Source organism: Sphingopyxis sp. EG6, assembly GCF_003609815.1.
GTDB lineage: Bacteria > Pseudomonadota > Alphaproteobacteria > Sphingomonadales > Sphingomonadaceae > Sphingopyxis.
In genome coordinates, this window is record NZ_AP017603.1 from 670,755 (window position 1) to 688,743 (window position 17,989).

General features: G+C 65.3%; 15 protein-coding genes. 4 read left to right on the forward strand and 11 right to left on the reverse strand.

What is annotated here, in order from left to right; genetic code table 11:
- Nucleotides 1-90: 90 nt before the first annotated feature.
- Nucleotides 91-1,290 carry a DUF445 domain-containing protein gene (locus tag SPYCW_RS03260; RefSeq protein WP_232014912.1) on the forward strand — a complete coding sequence of 400 codons (1,200 nt, stop codon included), beginning with the start codon at nt 91-93 and terminating at the stop codon, nt 1,288-1,290.
- A gap of 93 nt (nt 1,291-1,383) precedes the next feature.
- Here SPYCW_RS03260 and SPYCW_RS03265 read toward each other — a convergent pair whose 3' ends face one another.
- The gene (locus SPYCW_RS03265) at nt 1,384-2,175 is read right to left on the reverse strand and encodes an SDR family NAD(P)-dependent oxidoreductase (protein ID WP_120215575.1); all 792 of its coding nucleotides are present in this window, start codon (nt 2,173-2,175) and stop codon (nt 1,384-1,386) included.
- Between the two features lie 46 nt (nt 2,176-2,221).
- Here SPYCW_RS03265 and pepN point away from each other — a divergent pair, with 46 nt between their 5' ends.
- Nucleotides 2,222-4,816: an aminopeptidase N gene (pepN, locus tag SPYCW_RS03270; RefSeq protein ID WP_120215576.1), complete on the forward strand. Its 2,595-nt coding sequence runs from the start codon at nt 2,222-2,224 to the stop codon at nt 4,814-4,816.
- A 719-nt stretch (nt 4,817-5,535) separates the two neighbouring features.
- Here the strand turns inward: pepN and SPYCW_RS03275 are convergent.
- Genes SPYCW_RS03275 through SPYCW_RS03290 form a run of 4 tightly spaced genes read right to left on the reverse strand, consistent with a single transcriptional unit; the run spans nt 5,536 to nt 9,057 of the window.
- Nucleotides 5,536-6,135: an ABC-type transport auxiliary lipoprotein family protein gene (locus SPYCW_RS03275; RefSeq protein WP_120218074.1), complete on the reverse strand. Its 600-nt coding sequence runs from the start codon at nt 6,133-6,135 to the stop codon at nt 5,536-5,538.
- Nucleotides 6,136-6,143: 8 nt separating this feature from the next.
- Nucleotides 6,144-7,085, reverse strand: a complete 942-nt coding sequence (locus SPYCW_RS03280; RefSeq protein ID WP_120215577.1) for an MlaD family protein — start codon at nt 7,083-7,085, stop codon at nt 6,144-6,146.
- Nucleotides 7,085-7,951, reverse strand: a complete 867-nt coding sequence (locus SPYCW_RS03285; RefSeq protein WP_120215578.1) for an ABC transporter ATP-binding protein — start codon at nt 7,949-7,951, stop codon at nt 7,085-7,087. The genes SPYCW_RS03280 and SPYCW_RS03285 overlap by 1 nt, the downstream gene beginning before the upstream one ends.
- Nucleotides 7,951-9,057 (reverse strand): ABC transporter permease, encoded by a 1,107-nt coding sequence (locus SPYCW_RS03290; protein WP_120215579.1) that lies wholly within the window; start codon nt 9,055-9,057, stop codon nt 7,951-7,953. The genes SPYCW_RS03285 and SPYCW_RS03290 overlap by 1 nt, the downstream gene beginning before the upstream one ends.
- A gap of 89 nt (nt 9,058-9,146) precedes the next feature.
- Between SPYCW_RS03290 and SPYCW_RS03295 the strand changes: the two genes are divergently transcribed.
- Nucleotides 9,147-9,878, forward strand: coding sequence for an HAD family hydrolase (locus SPYCW_RS03295; protein ID WP_172595409.1), 732 nt, complete (start codon nt 9,147-9,149; stop codon nt 9,876-9,878).
- A 152-nt stretch (nt 9,879-10,030) separates the two neighbouring features.
- On the opposite strand, the gene SPYCW_RS03300 is transcribed toward SPYCW_RS03295, so the two are convergent.
- The 6 genes from SPYCW_RS03300 to lgt are packed head-to-tail and all read right to left on the reverse strand — an operon-like array spanning nt 10,031 to nt 16,046.
- Complete coding sequence (locus tag SPYCW_RS03300; protein ID WP_120215580.1) at nt 10,031-11,356, reverse strand: cystathionine gamma-synthase family protein; 1,326 nt, start codon at nt 11,354-11,356, stop codon at nt 10,031-10,033.
- 59 nt (nt 11,357-11,415) lie between these two features.
- Nucleotides 11,416-12,822, reverse strand: coding sequence for an SLC13 family permease (locus SPYCW_RS03305; protein ID WP_120215581.1), 1,407 nt, complete (start codon nt 12,820-12,822; stop codon nt 11,416-11,418).
- Between the two features lie 18 nt (nt 12,823-12,840).
- Entirely contained in the window at nt 12,841-13,602 is a 762-nt protein-coding gene (gene pgeF / locus SPYCW_RS03310; RefSeq protein WP_120215582.1) for a peptidoglycan editing factor PgeF, read from the reverse strand.
- The gene (locus SPYCW_RS03315) at nt 13,599-14,117 is read right to left on the reverse strand and encodes a GNAT family N-acetyltransferase (RefSeq protein WP_120215583.1); all 519 of its coding nucleotides are present in this window, start codon (nt 14,115-14,117) and stop codon (nt 13,599-13,601) included. Before SPYCW_RS03315 ends, pgeF begins: the two co-directional genes overlap by 4 nt.
- On the reverse strand, nt 14,114-15,178 hold the full coding sequence (locus SPYCW_RS03320) for a class I SAM-dependent methyltransferase (RefSeq protein WP_232014818.1): 1,065 nt from the start codon (nt 15,176-15,178) through the stop codon (nt 14,114-14,116). Before SPYCW_RS03320 ends, SPYCW_RS03315 begins: the two co-directional genes overlap by 4 nt.
- Nucleotides 15,171-16,046 carry a prolipoprotein diacylglyceryl transferase gene (lgt, locus tag SPYCW_RS03325; RefSeq protein WP_120215584.1) on the reverse strand — a complete coding sequence of 292 codons (876 nt, stop codon included), beginning with the start codon at nt 16,044-16,046 and terminating at the stop codon, nt 15,171-15,173. Before lgt ends, SPYCW_RS03320 begins: the two co-directional genes overlap by 8 nt.
- Nucleotides 16,047-16,123: 77 nt before the next feature.
- Between lgt and SPYCW_RS03330 the strand changes: the two genes are divergently transcribed.
- Complete coding sequence (locus SPYCW_RS03330; RefSeq protein ID WP_120215585.1) at nt 16,124-17,827, forward strand: class I adenylate-forming enzyme family protein; 1,704 nt, start codon at nt 16,124-16,126, stop codon at nt 17,825-17,827.
- Nucleotides 17,828-17,989: the final 162 nt, after the last annotated feature.

The following is a 17,989-nucleotide window of genomic DNA, read 5'->3' on the forward strand; positions in this document are numbered from 1 at the left end:
ATCGATAAAGCTTCGACCCCGGCGACCGCCGGACGCGCCCACCCCGGCGGGGTGGGCGTTGCCGTTCCGACCGGCGGACTGAACGTCCGGATGGTCGCGACGGGCATGTTGGTGGTGATGGCGATCATATTCGTCACCGCCAAATTTTATCAGGATGTCCACCCCGCGATCGGGTTTGTCCGCGCCTTTGCCGAGGCGGCGATGGTCGGCGGGCTGGCCGACTGGTTCGCGGTGACCGCGCTGTTCCGGCACCCGATGGGGCTGCCGATTCCTCATACGGCGATCGTGCCGCGCAACAAGAACCGCATCGGCGACACGCTCGCCCGCTTCCTGCTCACCAACTTCCTGTTGCCGCGACTGATCGCGCGCAAGATGCAGACGGTCGACGTTGCGGGCGCGGTGGGCAAATTCCTGTCGCAGCCGGGCGAGGGCGGCGGGCGGCTGCGGCTCGGAGCGTCGCGGATCATCGCCGACGGGCTCGGGGCGCTCGACCAGCAGCGGCTGGGCGGCATGGTCAAATCGGCGATCGCCGATCGCTTGCGCGAACTCGACGTCGCGCCGCTGCTGGGGCAGGCGATGCAGGCGGCGCTGGCTGAGGGGCGGCATCAGCCGCTGCTCGACGCGATGGTCAAATGGGGGTCAAAGACGCTCGAACTCAACGAGCATCTGATCCACCAGATGGTGCACGACAATTCGAACGCGATCGTGCGCTTCACCGGGCTCGATGAAAGCATTTCGAACCGCATCGTCGCCGGGCTGTCAAAGCTGCTCAGCGAGATGGCGGTGGATGAAACCCACCCGCTACGCATCCGCGTCGAGGAAGGGCTGGCCAAGATGGCGCTCGACCTGCAGCATGACGCCGAAGTGCAGGCAAAGGTCGCCAAGGTCCGCGACGAGTTGCTCGAGAATAAGGCGGTCAAGCGTTGGCTCGACGGCCTGTGGGAACAGGGACGCGGCGCACTGCTCAAGGCGGCGCGCAACCCTGACACGATGCTGGCTGGGCGGATCGGCGAGCTGGTGACGCAATTCGGCGCGATGCTGGGCGAGGATGCGGCGATCAAACGCACGCTCAACCGCTACGCGCGCCGCGCCGTCGTCGGCATGGTCGATAGCTATGGCGAAACCGCGCTGAAGCTCGTGTCCGACACGATCCGCGGCTGGGACGCGAAGACGATCACCGACCGGCTGGAAAATGCGGTCGGAGACGACCTGCAATATATCCGCATCAACGGCACGCTGGTCGGCGGGCTGGTCGGGGTGTTGATCCACACGGTGGATGTGTTGATTTGATCCGTCGCCCCCGCGAATGCGGGGGCCGCATTCGGTTTACACAGCGATGCCGGAATGCGCTGCCAGCGGCCCCCGCCTTCGCGGGGGCGACTCTTATGAGCAGCTCACCACCCCTTCGCGAAAGCTGGGATAACGCGGCGTCCAACCCAAGAGCCGCTTCGCCTTGCCATTCGCAACGCGCCGGTTCTCGGCGTAAAAGGCCCGCGCAGCCGGCGACAGGCCCGCCTCGTCCAGCGTTTGCAGCGGCGGCAACGGCATTCCCAGGATCGCGCAGCCCCATTCGACCAGCCGGTTCTGGTGGCACGGCTCGTCATCGGCGAGATTATAGGCCCCCGCCGGTCCACGAAACGACGCAATCACGCCGCCCGCGATGTCGTCGACATGCACCCGGCTGAACACCTGCTCGGGCAAGGCGATCCGGTGCGCGCGGCCTTCGCGGATGCGATCGAGGATCGAGCGACCGGGGCCATAGATGCCGGGCAGGCGAAAGACCGATACGTCACCGCGCAGTCGCTGCCACGCTGCATCGGCGGCGTTGCGGTCTGCGCGGCGTCCCCTGATCGGCGCGCTCTCGTCCACCCACGCGCCACCCGCGTCGCCATAGACTCCGGTCGAGGACAGATAGCCGACCCATGCCGCCGGGGCGAGCGCGATGGCGTCACCATAGCGTGCCAGCACCGGATCGGCGCCCTCGACAGGCGGAACCGACGACAGGATATGCGTCGCCGACCGCAACGCCGCCAGCACGCGTGCCTCATTGCCGAACGCAATGCTGTCGCCGCGTCCGTCCTGCGTCGTCCCTGCCACGTCCCACCCGCGCGCGCGCAGGCGGTCGGCAAGGTGGCTGGCGGCATAGCCCAACCCGAAAATCAGCATCTGTCCCATCGCCCGCCTTATTGCGCGGCCCGCGCCCCGCGCCTAGACCCGAAACATGACCGACGCCTCTTCCACTCCCGTCCTTCCCGTCACCATCCACCGCGGCGATTATCGCCCGCCCGAATGGCAGGTGCCCGACGTCGCGCTCGATTTCGCGTTGGCGGTCGAGGCAACGCGCGTCGCGGCGGCGCTGTCGGTGGTGCGCCAGGCCGATGCGCCGGTGCCGCTCGTGCTGCGCGGCGACGGGCTGACGCCGGCGGCGGTGCGCGTCGATGGCGAGGGCTGGAACGACTGGCGGATGGACGGCAGCGACCTGATCGTCGACCTGGGTGAGCGGACCACGGCGACGGTCGAGATCGATACGCTCATCCACCCCGCGGCGAACACCCAGCTGATGGGGCTCTATGCGTCGAACGGCATGCTGTGCACCCAGTGCGAGGCCGAGGGGTTCCGCCGCATCACCTTTCACCCCGACCGTCCCGATGTGCTCAGCCGGTACAAGGTGCGGATGGAGGGCGATAAGGCCGCGTTCCCGATCCTGCTGTCGAACGGCAACTGTATTGCCAAGGGCGACGGAGCGGGCGGCAATCATTGGGCGCTGTGGGAAGACCCATGGCCGAAGCCGAGCTATCTGTTCGCGCTGGTCGCGGGCGACCTCGTGGTCAACCGCGACAGCTTCACAACGATGTCGGGGCGCAAGGTCGAGCTCGGCATATGGGTCCGCGACGGCGACCTCGATCGCACCGGCCATGCGATGCAGGCGCTCAAGGACAGCATGGCGTGGGACGAGCGCGTCTATGGCCGCGAATATGATCTCGACCTGTTCAACATCGTCGCGGTCAGCGATTTCAACATGGGGGCGATGGAGAACAAAGGGCTCAACGTCTTCAACACCCGCTACATCCTCGCCGACTCGGACACCGCGACCGATGTCGATTATGACGGGGTCGAGGGCGTCGTTGCGCATGAGTATTTCCATAATTGGTCGGGCAATCGCGTCACCTGCCGCGACTGGTTCCAGTTGAGCCTGAAAGAGGGCTTCACCGTCTATCGCGACCAATGTTTCTCGGCCGACATGGGGTCGTCTGCGGTCAAACGCATCGAGGATGTTCGTCTGCTCCGCGCCGCGCAGTTTCCGGAGGATGCCGGGCCGCTCGCGCATCCGATCCGCCCCGACAGCTTTCAGGAAATCAGCAACTTCTACACCGCGACCGTCTATAACAAAGGCGCCGAGATCATCCGCATGATGGCGACGATAGTCGGCGCGGAGCGGTTTCGCAAAGGCACCGACCTCTATTTCGATCGCCACGACGGCGAGGCGGCAACCTGCGAAGATTTTGTCCGCGCGATCGAGGAGGGCGCCGGGATTGACCTGACGCAGTTCCGCCTGTGGTACAGCCAGGCGGGGACGCCGCGCCTGTCGCTGGCGCTGGCTCAGGACGACGGCGAATGGATGCTCGACATTCAGCAGACGGTGCCGCCGACCCCGGGCCAGCCTGACAAGCAACCGATGATGATGCCGCTGAAACTCGCCGCCTTTGCCATGGACGGCAGCGGCGCCGCGCTGCCCGAAACATTGGTCACGCTGACCGATGCCACGCAGCGGATCGCGCTCGGCGCCTTTGCGGCGCGCCCGGCGCTGTCGATTAACCGCGGCTTTTCGGCGCCGGTGATCGTCGACTATGCGCGCGCGGTGGGGGAGCTGGCGTGGCTCGCGGCGCACGACGACGATCCGTTCGCGCGCTACGAGGCGTTGCAGCAGCTGATGCTCGACACGCTCGTTGCCGCAGTGTCGGGCGAAGCGGTGGATCATGCCGCGGTGATCGATGCGGTAGCGGGAACGCTCGCGGGCCGCGCCGACGACCCGGCTTTTGTCGCCGAGGCGGTGCTGCTGCCCAGCGAAGCCTTTATCGGCGACCAGATGGTGACCGTCGATCCCGATGCGATCCGCCGCGAACGGCTGGCGCTACAGGCGGCGATCGGGGTTGCGCTCGAAAGTGAATGGCGCGCGATCCTGAGCAGCGCCGCGCCGCCCGCCACCGACCTGTCGCGCGCCTCTAAGGGTGGTCGCCGCTTGCGCGGCGTCGCGCTCGCCTATCTCGCGGCCACCGGGCTGGACGATGTGCCTGAGCTGGCGTTCCGGATTTTCTCCGCCGCCGACGGGATGACTGAACGGCAGGCGGCACTCGCAACGCTGGCGCATGGCGACAGCGACGAACGCGTGGCGGCGCTGGATATTTTCTATCAACGCTACCGCGACAATCCGCTGGTGCTCGACAAATGGTTCCAGGTGCAGGCGTGGTCGCTGCGCCCCGATACGGTCGATGCGGTGAAGGAACTGGCGCAGCATCCCGACTTCACGCTCGCCAACCCCAACCGCGTGCGCTCGCTCTATGGCGCCCTGTCGGGCAATCAGGCCGCGTTCCATCAGACCGACGGCGCGGGCTATCGCCTGATCGCCGACCTCGTCATCGCGCTCGATCCCAAGAACCCGCAAACCGCGGCGCGGATGATCCCGCCGCTCGGCCGCTGGAAACGCTTCGACGAAGCGCGCGCGGCGATGATGCGGAGCGAGCTGGAAAGAATCCTGGCGCAGCCGGGCCTGTCGCGCGACGTGACCGAGCAGGCGAGCAAGAGTTTGCTGGGGTAGGCGAGGGCTGCGTTGGGGTGGGAAGCGAACTAACGCTTAGGGGGAGGTGTGGGCACGAAAATCGGATTTGGATTTTTGCCCCCACGACATAACTCAAAGTTACCCGCTTCTTCCTTTTGGAAACGCGTTGGCCATCCGCCGACACAATCAGTCGGCGTCATATCGATACCGTCCGTGATCACGATCGACATCGAACGAATCCGGGCTTCCCCAATTACGCAGTTCAGATTGGCTTTCGGCATCCCGTCGATTCTCACGAACGATCATCCAGCATAATCTGCTCGCGACGTGTCCGTTGTGAACTGCTCGATCTTGCAATCTCTGATTATCTGCGCGCTCGTCGGGCCGTCCTCCGGCTTATATGTCGGCCCCAGAGTGTAATCGTAATCGTCATCGACGATGCGGAGATACTGCGGGGCATCTTCTTTAGATAGCCACGCTGCAGCTGCAGCACTTATCAGCGCCAGTGCTGCACCAGATAGCATTCCTATTAGAAAAGGCCGACCGTTCATCCCAATGCTCATGAAGGAAACTTACCCGGGGTTCCAATGTCTGCAACTGATCGCTACCAGACCCTCGTCACCCCGGACTTGATCCGGGGTCCATGAGGCCATGCACCGTCCGCTGCTGAGAGGGCGCATGGATCCCGGATCAAGTCCGGGATGACCAAGTAAATTACTGAAGCTTCCGGTTGCTAACTGCCGTTCAAAGCGCAGTGCTTACCCTCCAAGCCACCCAGTAACTTCACCCGCCACCTTGTTCGCCGCCCGCGCCAGCGCTTCGCCGACCGGCTTCGCCTCGATCTCGCCGCCGATCGCCTCGCGCGCTTCGAAGCGACGCTGGCTGACCGTCTTGCCGCCCGCCGACACCAGCATAGCCTGATAGACGACGACCGCTTCGCCCGTTCGCGCGTCGACGCCAAATTCCATAAGCTGCCCGGCGAGCTGCTCGCCCGGTGCGGTCAGATATTGCCCTTCGTCGAGTACGACGCGCGCCGTACCCGCGGCGACGGTTTCGGACACCAGCCGCTGGAACAGCCGCTGCGGCGCTTCGACCCATTGCGCGTCCTTGACGTACGTCACGCTGCTGTTGTCCTGCTGCACCGGAATGCGCGTCGTGCGCAGTTTCTGCGGCGCGGTCGGGATCAGGATGGTCAGCGTCGATGCGTCGGCGGCGGTGCGCGCCGCGCCTGCTGCGGGCGCCGCTGCGGCATCGAGTGTCAACAGAAAGGGCGGCGTCTTGCCGCCGAGGCCGATGCACGCCGACAGCGATACGGCGAGCGTGGCGGCGAGCAGCGGGGTGCGGAGGTGGCGGATCATGATCGTCCTCATTTCTTGTAATCGGGCAGCTTGCTGCCGCCCAGCACGGCGCCGGCGCCTTGCTGGTCGAGCTTGTCCGTCAGGCTGGACAGCGAGGCGGAAGTGCGGCGCAGGTCGCGGATCAGCGCATTGGCTTCGGGGATCGTCGTCTGGCTGAAGGTTTGCAGGCCGGGCCGCGCGTCGGCGATCGCGCCTTCCAGCGTCTTCATCGATTCATTTGCCGACGCCAGCGTATCGCGCAGGTTCCGCATCGCCGGGTCGACGTTGCGGTCGATCGTGCCTTGTGTTGCCGCGGCCAGATTGCCGATCTGTTCGGCGGCGACCCCGGTCTGCTGGATCGCGATGCGCGTGTCGGCCAGCGCGCGTTCGATCGCGGGACCATTGCGCGCCAGAATCGCGGTCGAGGCTTCGACATTGTTCAGGATGCCGCGCATGCTCGCCTGGTTTTCGTCGTCGGCCAGTTCGGCCAGCCGCTCGGTCAGCGTCGACAGGCGCTGGAGCAATTGCGGCGCGGTGTTGAGCAATTCGCCGAGGCCGCCGACGCGGGTCGGGATGACGGGCTTGCCCGCCGGACCCTTGTCGGTGATCGCGGGCGCGCCCTTGACCGCGCCGTCGAGCGAGATTTGCGAGACGCCGGTGAAACCGACCCCCTCGATCGCGGCGGTCGTGCCTTGCAGAACGGGGACGCCCTCATCGACCTCGATCCGCACGCGGACGAATTGCGGATCCTCGGGCCACAGGGCGATTTCGCGGACCTGCCCCGATGGCACGCCCGAAAATTGCACCGCGGCTCCCTTGTTCAGCCCGTCGACCGACTGTTTGAAAAATATGTCATATTCGCGCTTCTCGCCGCCGGTGTCGTTGGCCAGCCAAACGACGAAAAAGGCGAGGGCCGCGGTAAAGAACAGGACAAAGGCGCCGACCAGGACGTTGTTCGAGCGAGTTTCCATCAGCTTTTCCTATCGTGCCGTTCGGCGGCAATGTTGCAGCCGGCGGCTGCGCGGCCGCGGGGGCCGTTGAAATAATCCTGTATCCACGGATGCTCGGTGGCAAGCAGTTCGGTTATGGTGCCGACCGCGATCACCTTCTTTTCGGCAAGCACCGCGACGCGGTCGCACGTGGCATAGAGCGAGTCGAGATCGTGGGTGATCAGGAACACGGTCAGCCCCATCGTGTCGGCAAGCTCGCGGATCAGCTCGTCGAATTTGGCGGCACCGATCGGGTCGAGCCCGGCGGTCGGCTCGTCGAGGAACAGCAGCGCGGGATCGAGCGCGAGGCTGCGCGCCAGGCCCGCACGCTTGACCATGCCGCCCGACAGCTCGGCGGGATATTTCGGCCCGGCGTCGGGGGGCAGGCCGACCATGGCGACCTTGTAGGCCGCGATCTCGTCGAGCAGTTTCTGGTCGGTGCGCGGATAATATTCGCGCAACGGCACCTGGATATTTTCGGCGACGCTGAGCGTCGAGAACAAAGCCCCGCCCTGGAACATAACGCCCCAGCGGCGACGCAGGTCGCGTGATTCCTCTTCGTCGGCGATGGCGTCGAGCGTCTTGCCATAGACCTCGATCTCGCCCGCCGTAGGGGTCTGCAAGCCGATGATCGAACGCATGAGCACCGATTTGCCGGTGCCTGATCCGCCGACGACGCCCAAAATCTCGCCCGAACGGACGTCGAGGTCGAGCCCGTCGTGGATCACCGCGTCGCCAAACTGGTTGACGAGGCCGCGGATACGGATCGCATAATCGAACTCGTCGGGGCGCACCGCGTCGGCGGCGGCGAGCTCTTCGGCAACCTGTTCGTCGATCTCGTTGCTCATCAATTCCATCCGATCGACGAAAAGAAGACCGCGAACATCGCGTCGAGCACGATGACGAGGAAGATTGCGGCAACGACCGCGGAGGTCGTGCGCTGCCCGACTTCTTCGGCGTTCTGGCGCACCTGCATTCCTTCATAACAGCCGGTAACCCCGATCAATATGCCGAACACCGGCGCCTTGATCAGCATCGCCCAGAAATCGGTCATCGGGATGATGTCGCGCAGCAGTTGGATATAGGTGAGCGGCGGAATATCGAGTCCGATCCAGCAGAACACGCCGCCACCGACGATCGCGCAAATGCTGGCGTAAAAGCCCAGCAGCGGCATCAGGATCGTCGCGGCGGCGACGCGCGGCAGCACGATCGCTTCCATCGGCGACACCCCGATGGTGCGCATCGCGTCGATTTCTTCGGTCAGCTTCATCGTGCCGATCTGCGCGGCGAACGCCGATCCCGATCGCCCCGCGACCATGATCGCGGTCATCAGCAGGCCGAGTTCGCGGATCGACGCGCGGCCGACCAGGTTGACGGTGAATATCTCCAGCCCGAATTGGCGCAGTTGCACCGCGCCCTGCTGCGCGACGACGATCCCGATCAGGAACGTCATCAGGCCGATAATTGGCAGGGCATCGACGCCGACAGTCTGGAACCGGGTGACGATGGCGTGCCAGCGCAGGCGCCGCCGCGCGCGCAGCTGGGTGCCGAGCGCCATGATCATGGCGCCAAAGAATCCGACGATGCCGAGCAGTTCGTGCCACACCGCCCGGCTGGCGACGCCGACCTGTTCGAGCATGCGGATCAGCGGGGGGCGGCGGTCGCGGTGGATGCGGTATTCGCTTTTGTCACTCGCCAGCGCATCGAGCAGCCGCTGCGCTTCGGGGCTGGCACCGGTGACTTTCGCGCCATGTTCCTTGACCGTACGGGTGACAATCCACGCGCCGACGGTGTCGATCCGTTCCAGCGCCGACAAATCGAGCGAAGCGATCGGACCCAGCGCATCGAGTCGCGCCGGCAGATCGCCGAGCCGCGCCAGCGTCAGCCGACCGGTGAAGCGGATGTCGGCGCCGTCCGCGCCCTCGCTCTGTTCGAAATCCGCTTTGGCCACCATCGTGCGGAGGACATTGTATTATTTGCCCCATGACGGCAAGCGAATCCCGCCCCCTTGGCCGCCGCGCGGCGGCGCACTATGCTGGCCTTATGGAAACCCCGCCGATCGCTCCGCCACCCGACTATGCGCACCGCGTGGCGATGTACGACATGGACAGGACGATAACGCGATCAGGGACTTACAGCGGGTTTCTGATGCATGTTGCACGGCGGCGGCAGCAATGGCGGCTATTGTTGCTACCGCTGGTCGGGCTGGCCGGGGCTGCCTACGCGCTGCGCCTGATCGATCGGTCGCGGCTGAAGGCGATCAACCTGCGTCTGCTGGTGGGACGGCGCTTTGCGCGCGCCGAAATTGCGCCGCTTGCCGCAAGCTATGCCGACAAGGTGGTGGCGCGCGGACTGCATCCCGCGGCGCTCGAACAGATCGCCGCCGACCGCGCGGCGGGTTACCGGCTGCTGCTCGCGACCGCGTCTTTCCATCTTTACGTCGATGAAATCGCCAAGCGACTGGGCATTGAGGATGTGCTGGCGACGCGGCTCGACGAACCCGACGGCGGCGATCATATTCACGCCCGGCTGTCGGGCGACAATTGCTATGGCGACGCCAAATTCGCCCGGATCGACGGCTGGATGGCGGCGAACGCGATCACCCGCGATAGCGCCCATATCCGCGCCTATTCGGACCATGTGTCCGACCACCCGATGCTGCGTTTTGCCGATGAAGCGGTCGCAACGACGCCATCGCGCGGGTTGAAGAAACTGGCGCCGCAAATGGGGTGGTCGGTGGTCGATTGGCGGGGAGCGAAGCGGCACACCAAATAGCCCTCCCCCTTGATGGGGGAGGGTTGGGTGGGGGTGATGGCGCAGCCTTGCACTGTCGCTTCAGGCCGGGAGCGCACCCCCTCCGCTGCGACTAGGAAGCAAGCTTCCAAGTCTCGCTGCCTCCTCCATCAATGGGGAGGGTTTTGTGGTTTTCAAACCGCGCCCAGTGCCTGCGCGAAGTCGGCGATCAGATCGTCGGCGTCCTCGATCCCGATCGAGATGCGGACCAGATTGTCGGTGATCCCCAGCGCTGCCTTGCGCGCGTCGGGGACCGACAGGTGCGTCATTGCGGCAGGGTGGCTGGCTAGCGTTTCGGTGCCGCCCAGGCTCACCGCGAGCTTGGCGATCTTGAGCGCGTCGAGGAAGCGGAAGCTTTCCGCCTCGCCGCCCTTAATAAACAGCGAAAAGGTCGAGCCGGCGCCGGTGCAATGGCGCACGAAAATATCCTTTTGCGACCCGTCGGGCAGGAAGCCGAGATAGCCCAGCCCCTCGACCTTGGGATGATCGCGGAGGAAGGCGCAAACCTTTTCGGCATTTTCGCCGGCGCGGCTCATACGCAGTTCGACGGTTTCCAGGCTGCGCAGCAGCATCCACGCGGTGTTGGGGTCGCAGATCGTGCCGATCGTGTTGCGCATCATCCGGATCGGACCGAGCCAATGCTTCGATCCCAGCACCCCGCCTGCGACCAGATCGCTGTGGCCGCCGGCATATTTGGTCAGGCTGTAAAGGACAATGTCGGCGCCATGCGCCAGCGGCTTTGACCACAAGGGGCCAAGGAAAGTATTGTCGATCGCGATCGGCGGCCGCGCATCGGCGGCAAAGGCGGCGTCGGTCGCGGCGCGCATCGCTTCGACATCGACCAGCGCATTGGTCGGATTGGCGGGGCTTTCCAGATAGACCATCGCGACCTTGCCGCCCTGATCGGCGGCCATCTGCTTGGCGCGGACGAGGATCGCGTCCATGTCCTCGCGCGACGCTTCGGCCGGGAAATCCACGTAAGTTGCACCGAAGCGCGACAGGATACGCGCGATCAGCGTCTCGGTCGCGGCGTAGAGCGGCCCCGAATGGACGATGACATCGTTCATGCTGACATGCGCGAGCAGCAGGGTGGCGATCGCCGACATGCCCGACGAAAACACCAGCGCATCCTCCGCCTTTTCCCAGACGCCAAGCCGCGCTTCCAGAATCTCCTGATTCGGGCCGTTGAAGCGCGAATAGACCAGCCCGTCGGCGCCGCCGGGACGCTTGCCAGTGATCCCCTCGAAATGGCGCTTCCCTGCTGCCGCGCTTTCGAAGGCGAAGGTCGATGTCAGGAACACCGGCGGCTTCAGCGATCCTTCTGACAGCATCGGGTCATACCCATAACCCATCATCAGCGTCGCCGGCGACAGCGGACGCCCGCCAATCTCGGTGACGTCCTGCTTGGGCTTGCGGCGCGGCGAGGTACCGGTGAGGTCGCTGTTGTCGATCGGGGGCATGAAGATTTCCTTGGGGCCAGATTAGTTTCGCTTGCAACTAGCGCCCTTTGCCGCGCGCGTCACCCCAGCATCGCAATCGCCCAGATCACCCCGATGAGCAGCGGCACCCCGATGACGTCGAGCGCCAGCCCCGCCTTCAGCATTCGTGGCAGCGCGATATGGTCGGTCGCCCACGCCAGCGCGTTCGGTCCGGTCCCCGACGGTAGCATGAAGCCCCAGCTTGCCGCCATCGCGACCGGCAGGGCGAGCAGGACCGGATCGACCCCGGTCGCCGCAATCAGCGCCGCGAGCACCGGCATGATGCCACTGGCGGTCGCGACGTTGCTCGCGAATTCGGTGATCAAGATGGTCAGCGCTACGATGATCGCGGCGAGTGCGACCGTCGGGATGCTGCCGAGCGGCGCCAGCACGGCGCCGAGCCACGCCGCGAGACCGCTGGCGGTGATCGCCGCGGCGAGCGCCAGCCCGCCACCGAACATCATGATCACGCCCCACGGCGCGCGATCGGCCTCTTTCCAGACGAGCAGCGGCCGCCCGGTGCCGTCGGGCAGGACGAACAACAGCAGGCTGCCCGCGATGGCGATCGTGCCATCGGTCAGTGCTCCCTTGGGCAGCAGGGGTTCGAGCCACGGCTGCGCCACCCAGGCGAGGAACACGAGCAGAAAGACCGGGACGACCCGGCGCTCGGCGATCGACCAGATCGCCTGCTTGCCGAGCGCGGCGGCGGCGCCCTGGCCATCGAACGCATGCGCCGAAAGTCGCTGCACCCGCGCGATGATGAAAAGCGCCGCCGGGGTCGCGAGCAGCACAACGGGGACGCCGTAGAGCATCCAGTCGAGGAACGAGATCCGCAGCTCAAGTGTCTTTTCGATCAGCCCTGCGGCGATCGCATTGGTGGGGCTGCCGACCAGCGTGCCGAGCCCGCCGATCGATGCGGCAAAGGCGATCCCCATCATCACCGCCCCGGCAAATCCCTCGGTCTCGCCCTCGCGAATGCCACCGGCGCGGACGACGGCCAGCGCGATCGGAACCATGATCAGCGCGGTCGAGGTGTTCGAAATGAACATGCTGAGCAGCGCGGTTGCCGCCATGAAGGCGAACAGCAGCCCGGTCGCGGTCGGCGCGGCGCGCTTGAGCAACGCGAGCGCGAGCCGTCGGTGCAAGCCGACCCGCTCGATCGCCAGCGCCAGAAAGGCGCCGCCGAGGATCAGGAACAGAATGGGCGAATAATATTCCTTGGCGATCGCATTGGCGTCCATCACCCCGAACGCCGGGACCAGCAGGAACGGCAGCAGCGCGGTGACGGTCAGCGGCATTGCCTCGGTCATCCACCAGATCGCCATCAGCACCGTCATTGCCGCGACATGCCAGGCGGTCGTTTCCATGCCCGTCGGGGCGGGGAGGGCGAGCATGACGATGAAGGTCAGCAGGCCGCCGATCAATCCAAACAGGCGCGTCCGTGTCATCCGTCCCCCAAACGCTTGTTAGCTCAGGCCGATCACCGATAGCTGGCGGCCATAGGAATTTTCCCCTTGGTGGCACGCGCGGCGATAGCTGAAATAATCTTGCTGCAAGGCATAGGTGTCCTGTCCGCCGATGGCAATTCGCGCAACCCCCGCCGCGGCGAGGCGCGCGGCGACATAGGCGGCGATGTCGAACATGGCATGTCCGGGCTTGGCCGCGGCAAAGAAGCGTTCGTTGGCCGGACCGGCGGTGGTGAAGCGCTCCACGAATGCGTCATCGACTTCATAGGAAGCGCGTCCGATGCACGGGCCGATCGCGGCGGCAATGTTCACGCGGTCCGCGCCAAGGCTTTCCATCGCGGCAAGCGTCGCATCGGTGACCCCGGCCAGCGCGCCCTTCCAGCCTGCATGCGCGGCGCCGATCACGCCCGTATCACGGTCGGCGAACAGCACCGGCACGCAATCGGCGGTCAGGATGCCCAACACGATGCCCGGGGTGCGCGTCGCGAGCGCGTCGGCCTCGGGACGTGCGGAAAGATCGCTCGTTTCATCGACGATGACGCAGCGATTGCCATGGACCTGATAAACGCCGGTCAGCGCCGCGCCGGGCAGCACTGCATCGGCGACGCGGCGCCGGTTTTCGGCGATCAGCGCCGGATCGTCGCCCGAGCCAAGGCCGCAGTTGAGCGACGCGAGGTCGCCGGTCGACACCCCGCCCCGGCGGCCGAAAAAGCCGTGCGCGATGCCGTCCAGCGTCGGCGCTGTGACAAATGGGGCGCTCACAGGTCGAGCCTGAAAAAACGGTCTTCGTCGATGTGGTTGCCGACGCGAAATGCGTTCCGACCGACATCGTAAAAACCATAGCGGCGATAGAAGGCCTGCGCGCGGGCATTTTCGGTAAAGACCGAGAGGTAGAGCACCGACGCGCGCGCGCGCGCCCAGCCAATTCCCCAGTCGGTCAACCGCGCGGCCACCCCGGTGCCCTGCGCGGCTTTGCCGACATAGAGCTGATGGAGCTCGACGGCATCGTCGACGGGCTGATCGGCGGGCAGGTCGAAATCGAGCGGACCCATTTTGATATAGCCCGCGATCGCCCCCGCCGCGTCCGCTTCCACCGCAATAGCAAATTGCGGATCGGCAATCTGGGCGCGGACGCGCTGCACGGGATTCCACTCGGCCAGGAACGCGGTCAGGTCGGCGGGATCATAGATATGGCCAAAGGTTTCGACAAAGGTCGCCTCGGCAAAGGCCCTGATCGCGGCGGCGTCGTCGGCCGTCGCGCGTCGGGGGGCGGTCATGCCACATCTCCTGAAAGTCCGGCGGGTGGCGGCCAGCCCGCCGCGCAAATCGCCATCACCTTGAACAAATCGCCCATCGCCTGCGGGTCGACCAGCCGGTCGCGCTGCCCCTGCAATTCGGCGGCGCGGGTGGGCGCCGCGGCGGCGAGCGATGCCAGCCGTGCGTCGATCCCCAGCCGCCGCAGCCAGTCGCCCTGCGTCGCGACTGGCCCGATGTGGGCGCCCGGCACCGCAGCGGCGGCGGCGAGCGCGGCAAAGTCGACATGTGCGGTCAGGTCGGCCTCGCCCGGATCGGCGAAGGGGTCGGCAAAGCGATGCGCCTTGACCGCTTGCAACGTGTCGCCCGCGGCCGGGCCGACATAGCCATAATCGATCGCCAGCATCGCGCCGCCCTGCCGCGCCATGCGAAAGGCACAGCGCTGCATGATCGCCGCAGCAACCGGCGCGGTTTCGACGATCGTGCCGACATCTTTGCTGCGCAGCATTTCGGGGATCGCGGCCGCCGCATCGGCGTCGCCCGGCACCGCGGCAAACACGTCGCCGCGACGTTCGACCATCCGCTCGCGCCAACCGTCCATGGTGCGAATATATTGATGCACCGGCAGCGCGTCGAAAAATTCATTGGCGACGATCAGCAGCGGCAGATCGTCCGGCAGCGCGTCGACCTCGTCATGGTGGGTCGCGGCGGGCAGGCGCGCCAATTGCGCGGCGCGCAGCGTCGGGCTGGTTTCAACGAGCTCGATCCCCGCGGGGATGCAGCCGAAGCGCGCCATCGCGCGCAGTGAATCGGCCGCCAGCGTCCCGCGCCCCGGACCCAGCTCGACGTAGCGAAACATGGGGCTGCCCGCGCGCGCCCACAGGTCGGCGATCCACACGCCGACCATTTCGCCGAACATCTGGCTGATTTCGGGCGCCGTGGTGAAATCGCCCGCGGCACCCAGCGGGTCGCGTGTCGCATAATAATGGCTGTTTGCGGCGGCCATATAATCGGCGACGGTGGTTGCCCGCGCCGCTGCGATGTCGCCGATCAGCTGTTCGGGGGTCGGCGGTCCGTCACGCAACGCTGTCGGGTCCGGCGACCGGCTCAACCCGCTGGCGGCGCCCCTTCGCGGTCGCGACAAGCCAGATGCCGATAACCAGCATCGGCACGGTCAGCGTCTGCCCCATCGTCAGCCCCCACGACAGCGTGCCAAGCTGGACATCGGGCTCGCGCACGAACTCGACCGCGAAACGGCTAAGGCCATAGATGATGGCGGCCATGCCGAACAGGAATCCGGGCTTGTAACGCGCATCGGTGCGCCAGAAGAGGAAGGTGAGGATGGCCATCATCAGCAGCCCTTCCAGACCCGCTTCGTACAGCTGGCTGGGGTGGCGCGGGTCCATCGTGCCGCTGTCCGGAAAGATGATCGCCCAAGGCACGTCGGTGGCGCGGCCCCACAGCTCGCCGTTGACGAAATTGGCCATGCGGCCAAAGAACAGGCCGAAGGGGATGACGCAGGCGACATAGTCGCAGAAGCGCAGAAAATTGAGCTTTTCCTTGCGCGTCACATACCAGATCGCGATCAGCACCCCGATGACGCCGCCGTGGAGCGACATGCCGCCGTCCCACAGTCGGAAGACGCCGAGCGGCTCCTCGATATATTCGCCGAGGTTATAGAAGAGTACATAGCCTAGCCGCCCGCCGATGATGATGCCGAGCATCGCGTAGAAGATCATGTCGTCGGCGTGGCGCCGCGCCATTGGGGCGCCGGGCTGCGCGATCAGCTTGAGCAGATACCAATAGCCGACAAAGATGCCGGCGAGATAGGCGAGCGCGTACCAGCGGATCGGCAGGCCGAAGATGCTGAAGGCAATTTCGCTATTCTCTCCCATCAAGTCATGGAAGTTCACATATTGCGTTGCTTCGGCTAGGGTTGCAAAAAGAAACATAAAGTCGCGCGGTCCTTCCCCAGGAGAGGCCTCCCCATAAGGGGTTAGGCCAGCGAGACCAAGAGGAGAGATACAAGATGCCATCTGCGCTCGATTTGCGCCTGGAAGCCGCCTATAATCTGATCACCGGTCCGGGCGGACCGATCCAGGTCGGGTCCGTCGAACGCTTCGGCCGACAGCTTCCCTTCATCACCAATGCGCCGACCAATCTCGCCGACTATGTCGCCTATTTCGCGATGCAGCACGGGGACGCGACCTTTCTGGTCGAAGGCGACGAACGGCTGTCGTTCAAACAGGTCTATATGGCGGCGCGGCAGGTCGCGGCGGGGCTGATCGAGGGTTATGGCGTCCAGCGCGGCGACCGCGTCGGGCTCGCGATGCGCAACGCCAATGCGTGGTGCGTGTCCTACATCGGCATCTTGCTCGCGGGTGGCTGCGCGACCTTGCTCAATGGCTGGTGGCAGGGCGGTGAACTCGCTGCAGGCATTACCGACAGTGAGGCCAAGCTGGTTATCGCCGATGTGCAGCGCGCGGCGCGGCTCGACGAGGTCGACCATGGCGCCAAGGTCGTCACGCTCGACATTGCGCAGCCGATCGATCTGGCGATCGCCCCGATCACCGGCGCCGGCGGCAATGCCGCGACGGTGCTGCCGACGCTGACCGGGCAGGATCTGGCGACGATCCTGTTCACCTCGGGCTCGACCGGCCAGTCGAAAGGCGCATACTCGCGCCACGAAGCGGTGGTGCAGGCGATCTTCAACTATGTGACGCAAACCGCCAGCATCGTACATCTGCTGACCGAAGACGGGCTTATGTCCGACATCCAGCCCGCGACGCTGATCTGCACCCCGCTGTTCCACGTCACCGCCGAAATCCCCGTGTTCCTGCAAAGCTTCGCGCTCGGGCGTAAATTGGTGCTGATGCCGAAATGGAATGCCGAGGAAGCCATGCGGCTGATCCAGGACGAACAATGCAATTATTTCGTCGGCGTGCCGCTGATGAGCTATGAAATCCTGATCCACCCCAACCGCAAGAATTACGACCTGTCGACGTGCAAAAGCTACGCCGGCGGCGGCGCGCCGCGACCGCCCGAGCATGTCAAACGCCTTGCGACCGAAATGGGCGAGGGCAAGCCGCTGCTCGGCTATGGCCTCACCGAAACCAATGCGGTCGGCTGCGGCATCATCAACGAAAATTACCTCGCCAAGCCGCTGTCAACCGGCCCGGCGTCGAAACCGCTGGTCGACCTCGCGATCCTCGACGACGACGGAAACGAGCTGGCGCCGGGGAAGGTCGGCGAGGTCTGCATCCGCTCGGTGTGCAATTTCGAAGGCTATTGGAACAACGAAGCGGCGTCGAAGGCGGCCTTTTTCGACAATGGCTATTTCCGCTCGGGCGACCTCGGCTATCTCGACGAAGACGGCTATTTGTTCATCGTCGACCGCAAGAAGGACATCATCATCCGCGGCGGTGAAAATATCAGCTGCCAGGAGGTCGAGGCGGCGATCTACGAACATGGCGACACCAACGAATGCGCGGTGTTCGGCCTGCCCGACGAGCGGCTGGGCGAGGTTGTCGGCGCGGTGATCTGGACCAAGCCGGGGAGCAGCGTCACCGCCGAGGATATGTGCTCGTTCCTCAGCCAGCGGCTGGCGCCCTACAAGGTGCCGTACAAGATCTGGATGGCCAACGACGCGCTGCCGAAGCTCGGCAGCGAAAAGATCGACAAGGTCAGCTTGCGCAACAAATATCGCGACGAATATGCGGCGGAGGTAGCGTAACCTTTTTTTGGTGGCGAGCGAACCGTCTTAAGCCCCTCCCTTTCACGGGAGGGGTTGGGGTGGGGGTCAGCGACCTTGTGCAATGCCGCTGACCCCCACCCGCTGCGACTAGGCAGCAAGCTGCCAAGTCTCGCTGCCCTCCCCTGAAGGGGAGGGCGTGTA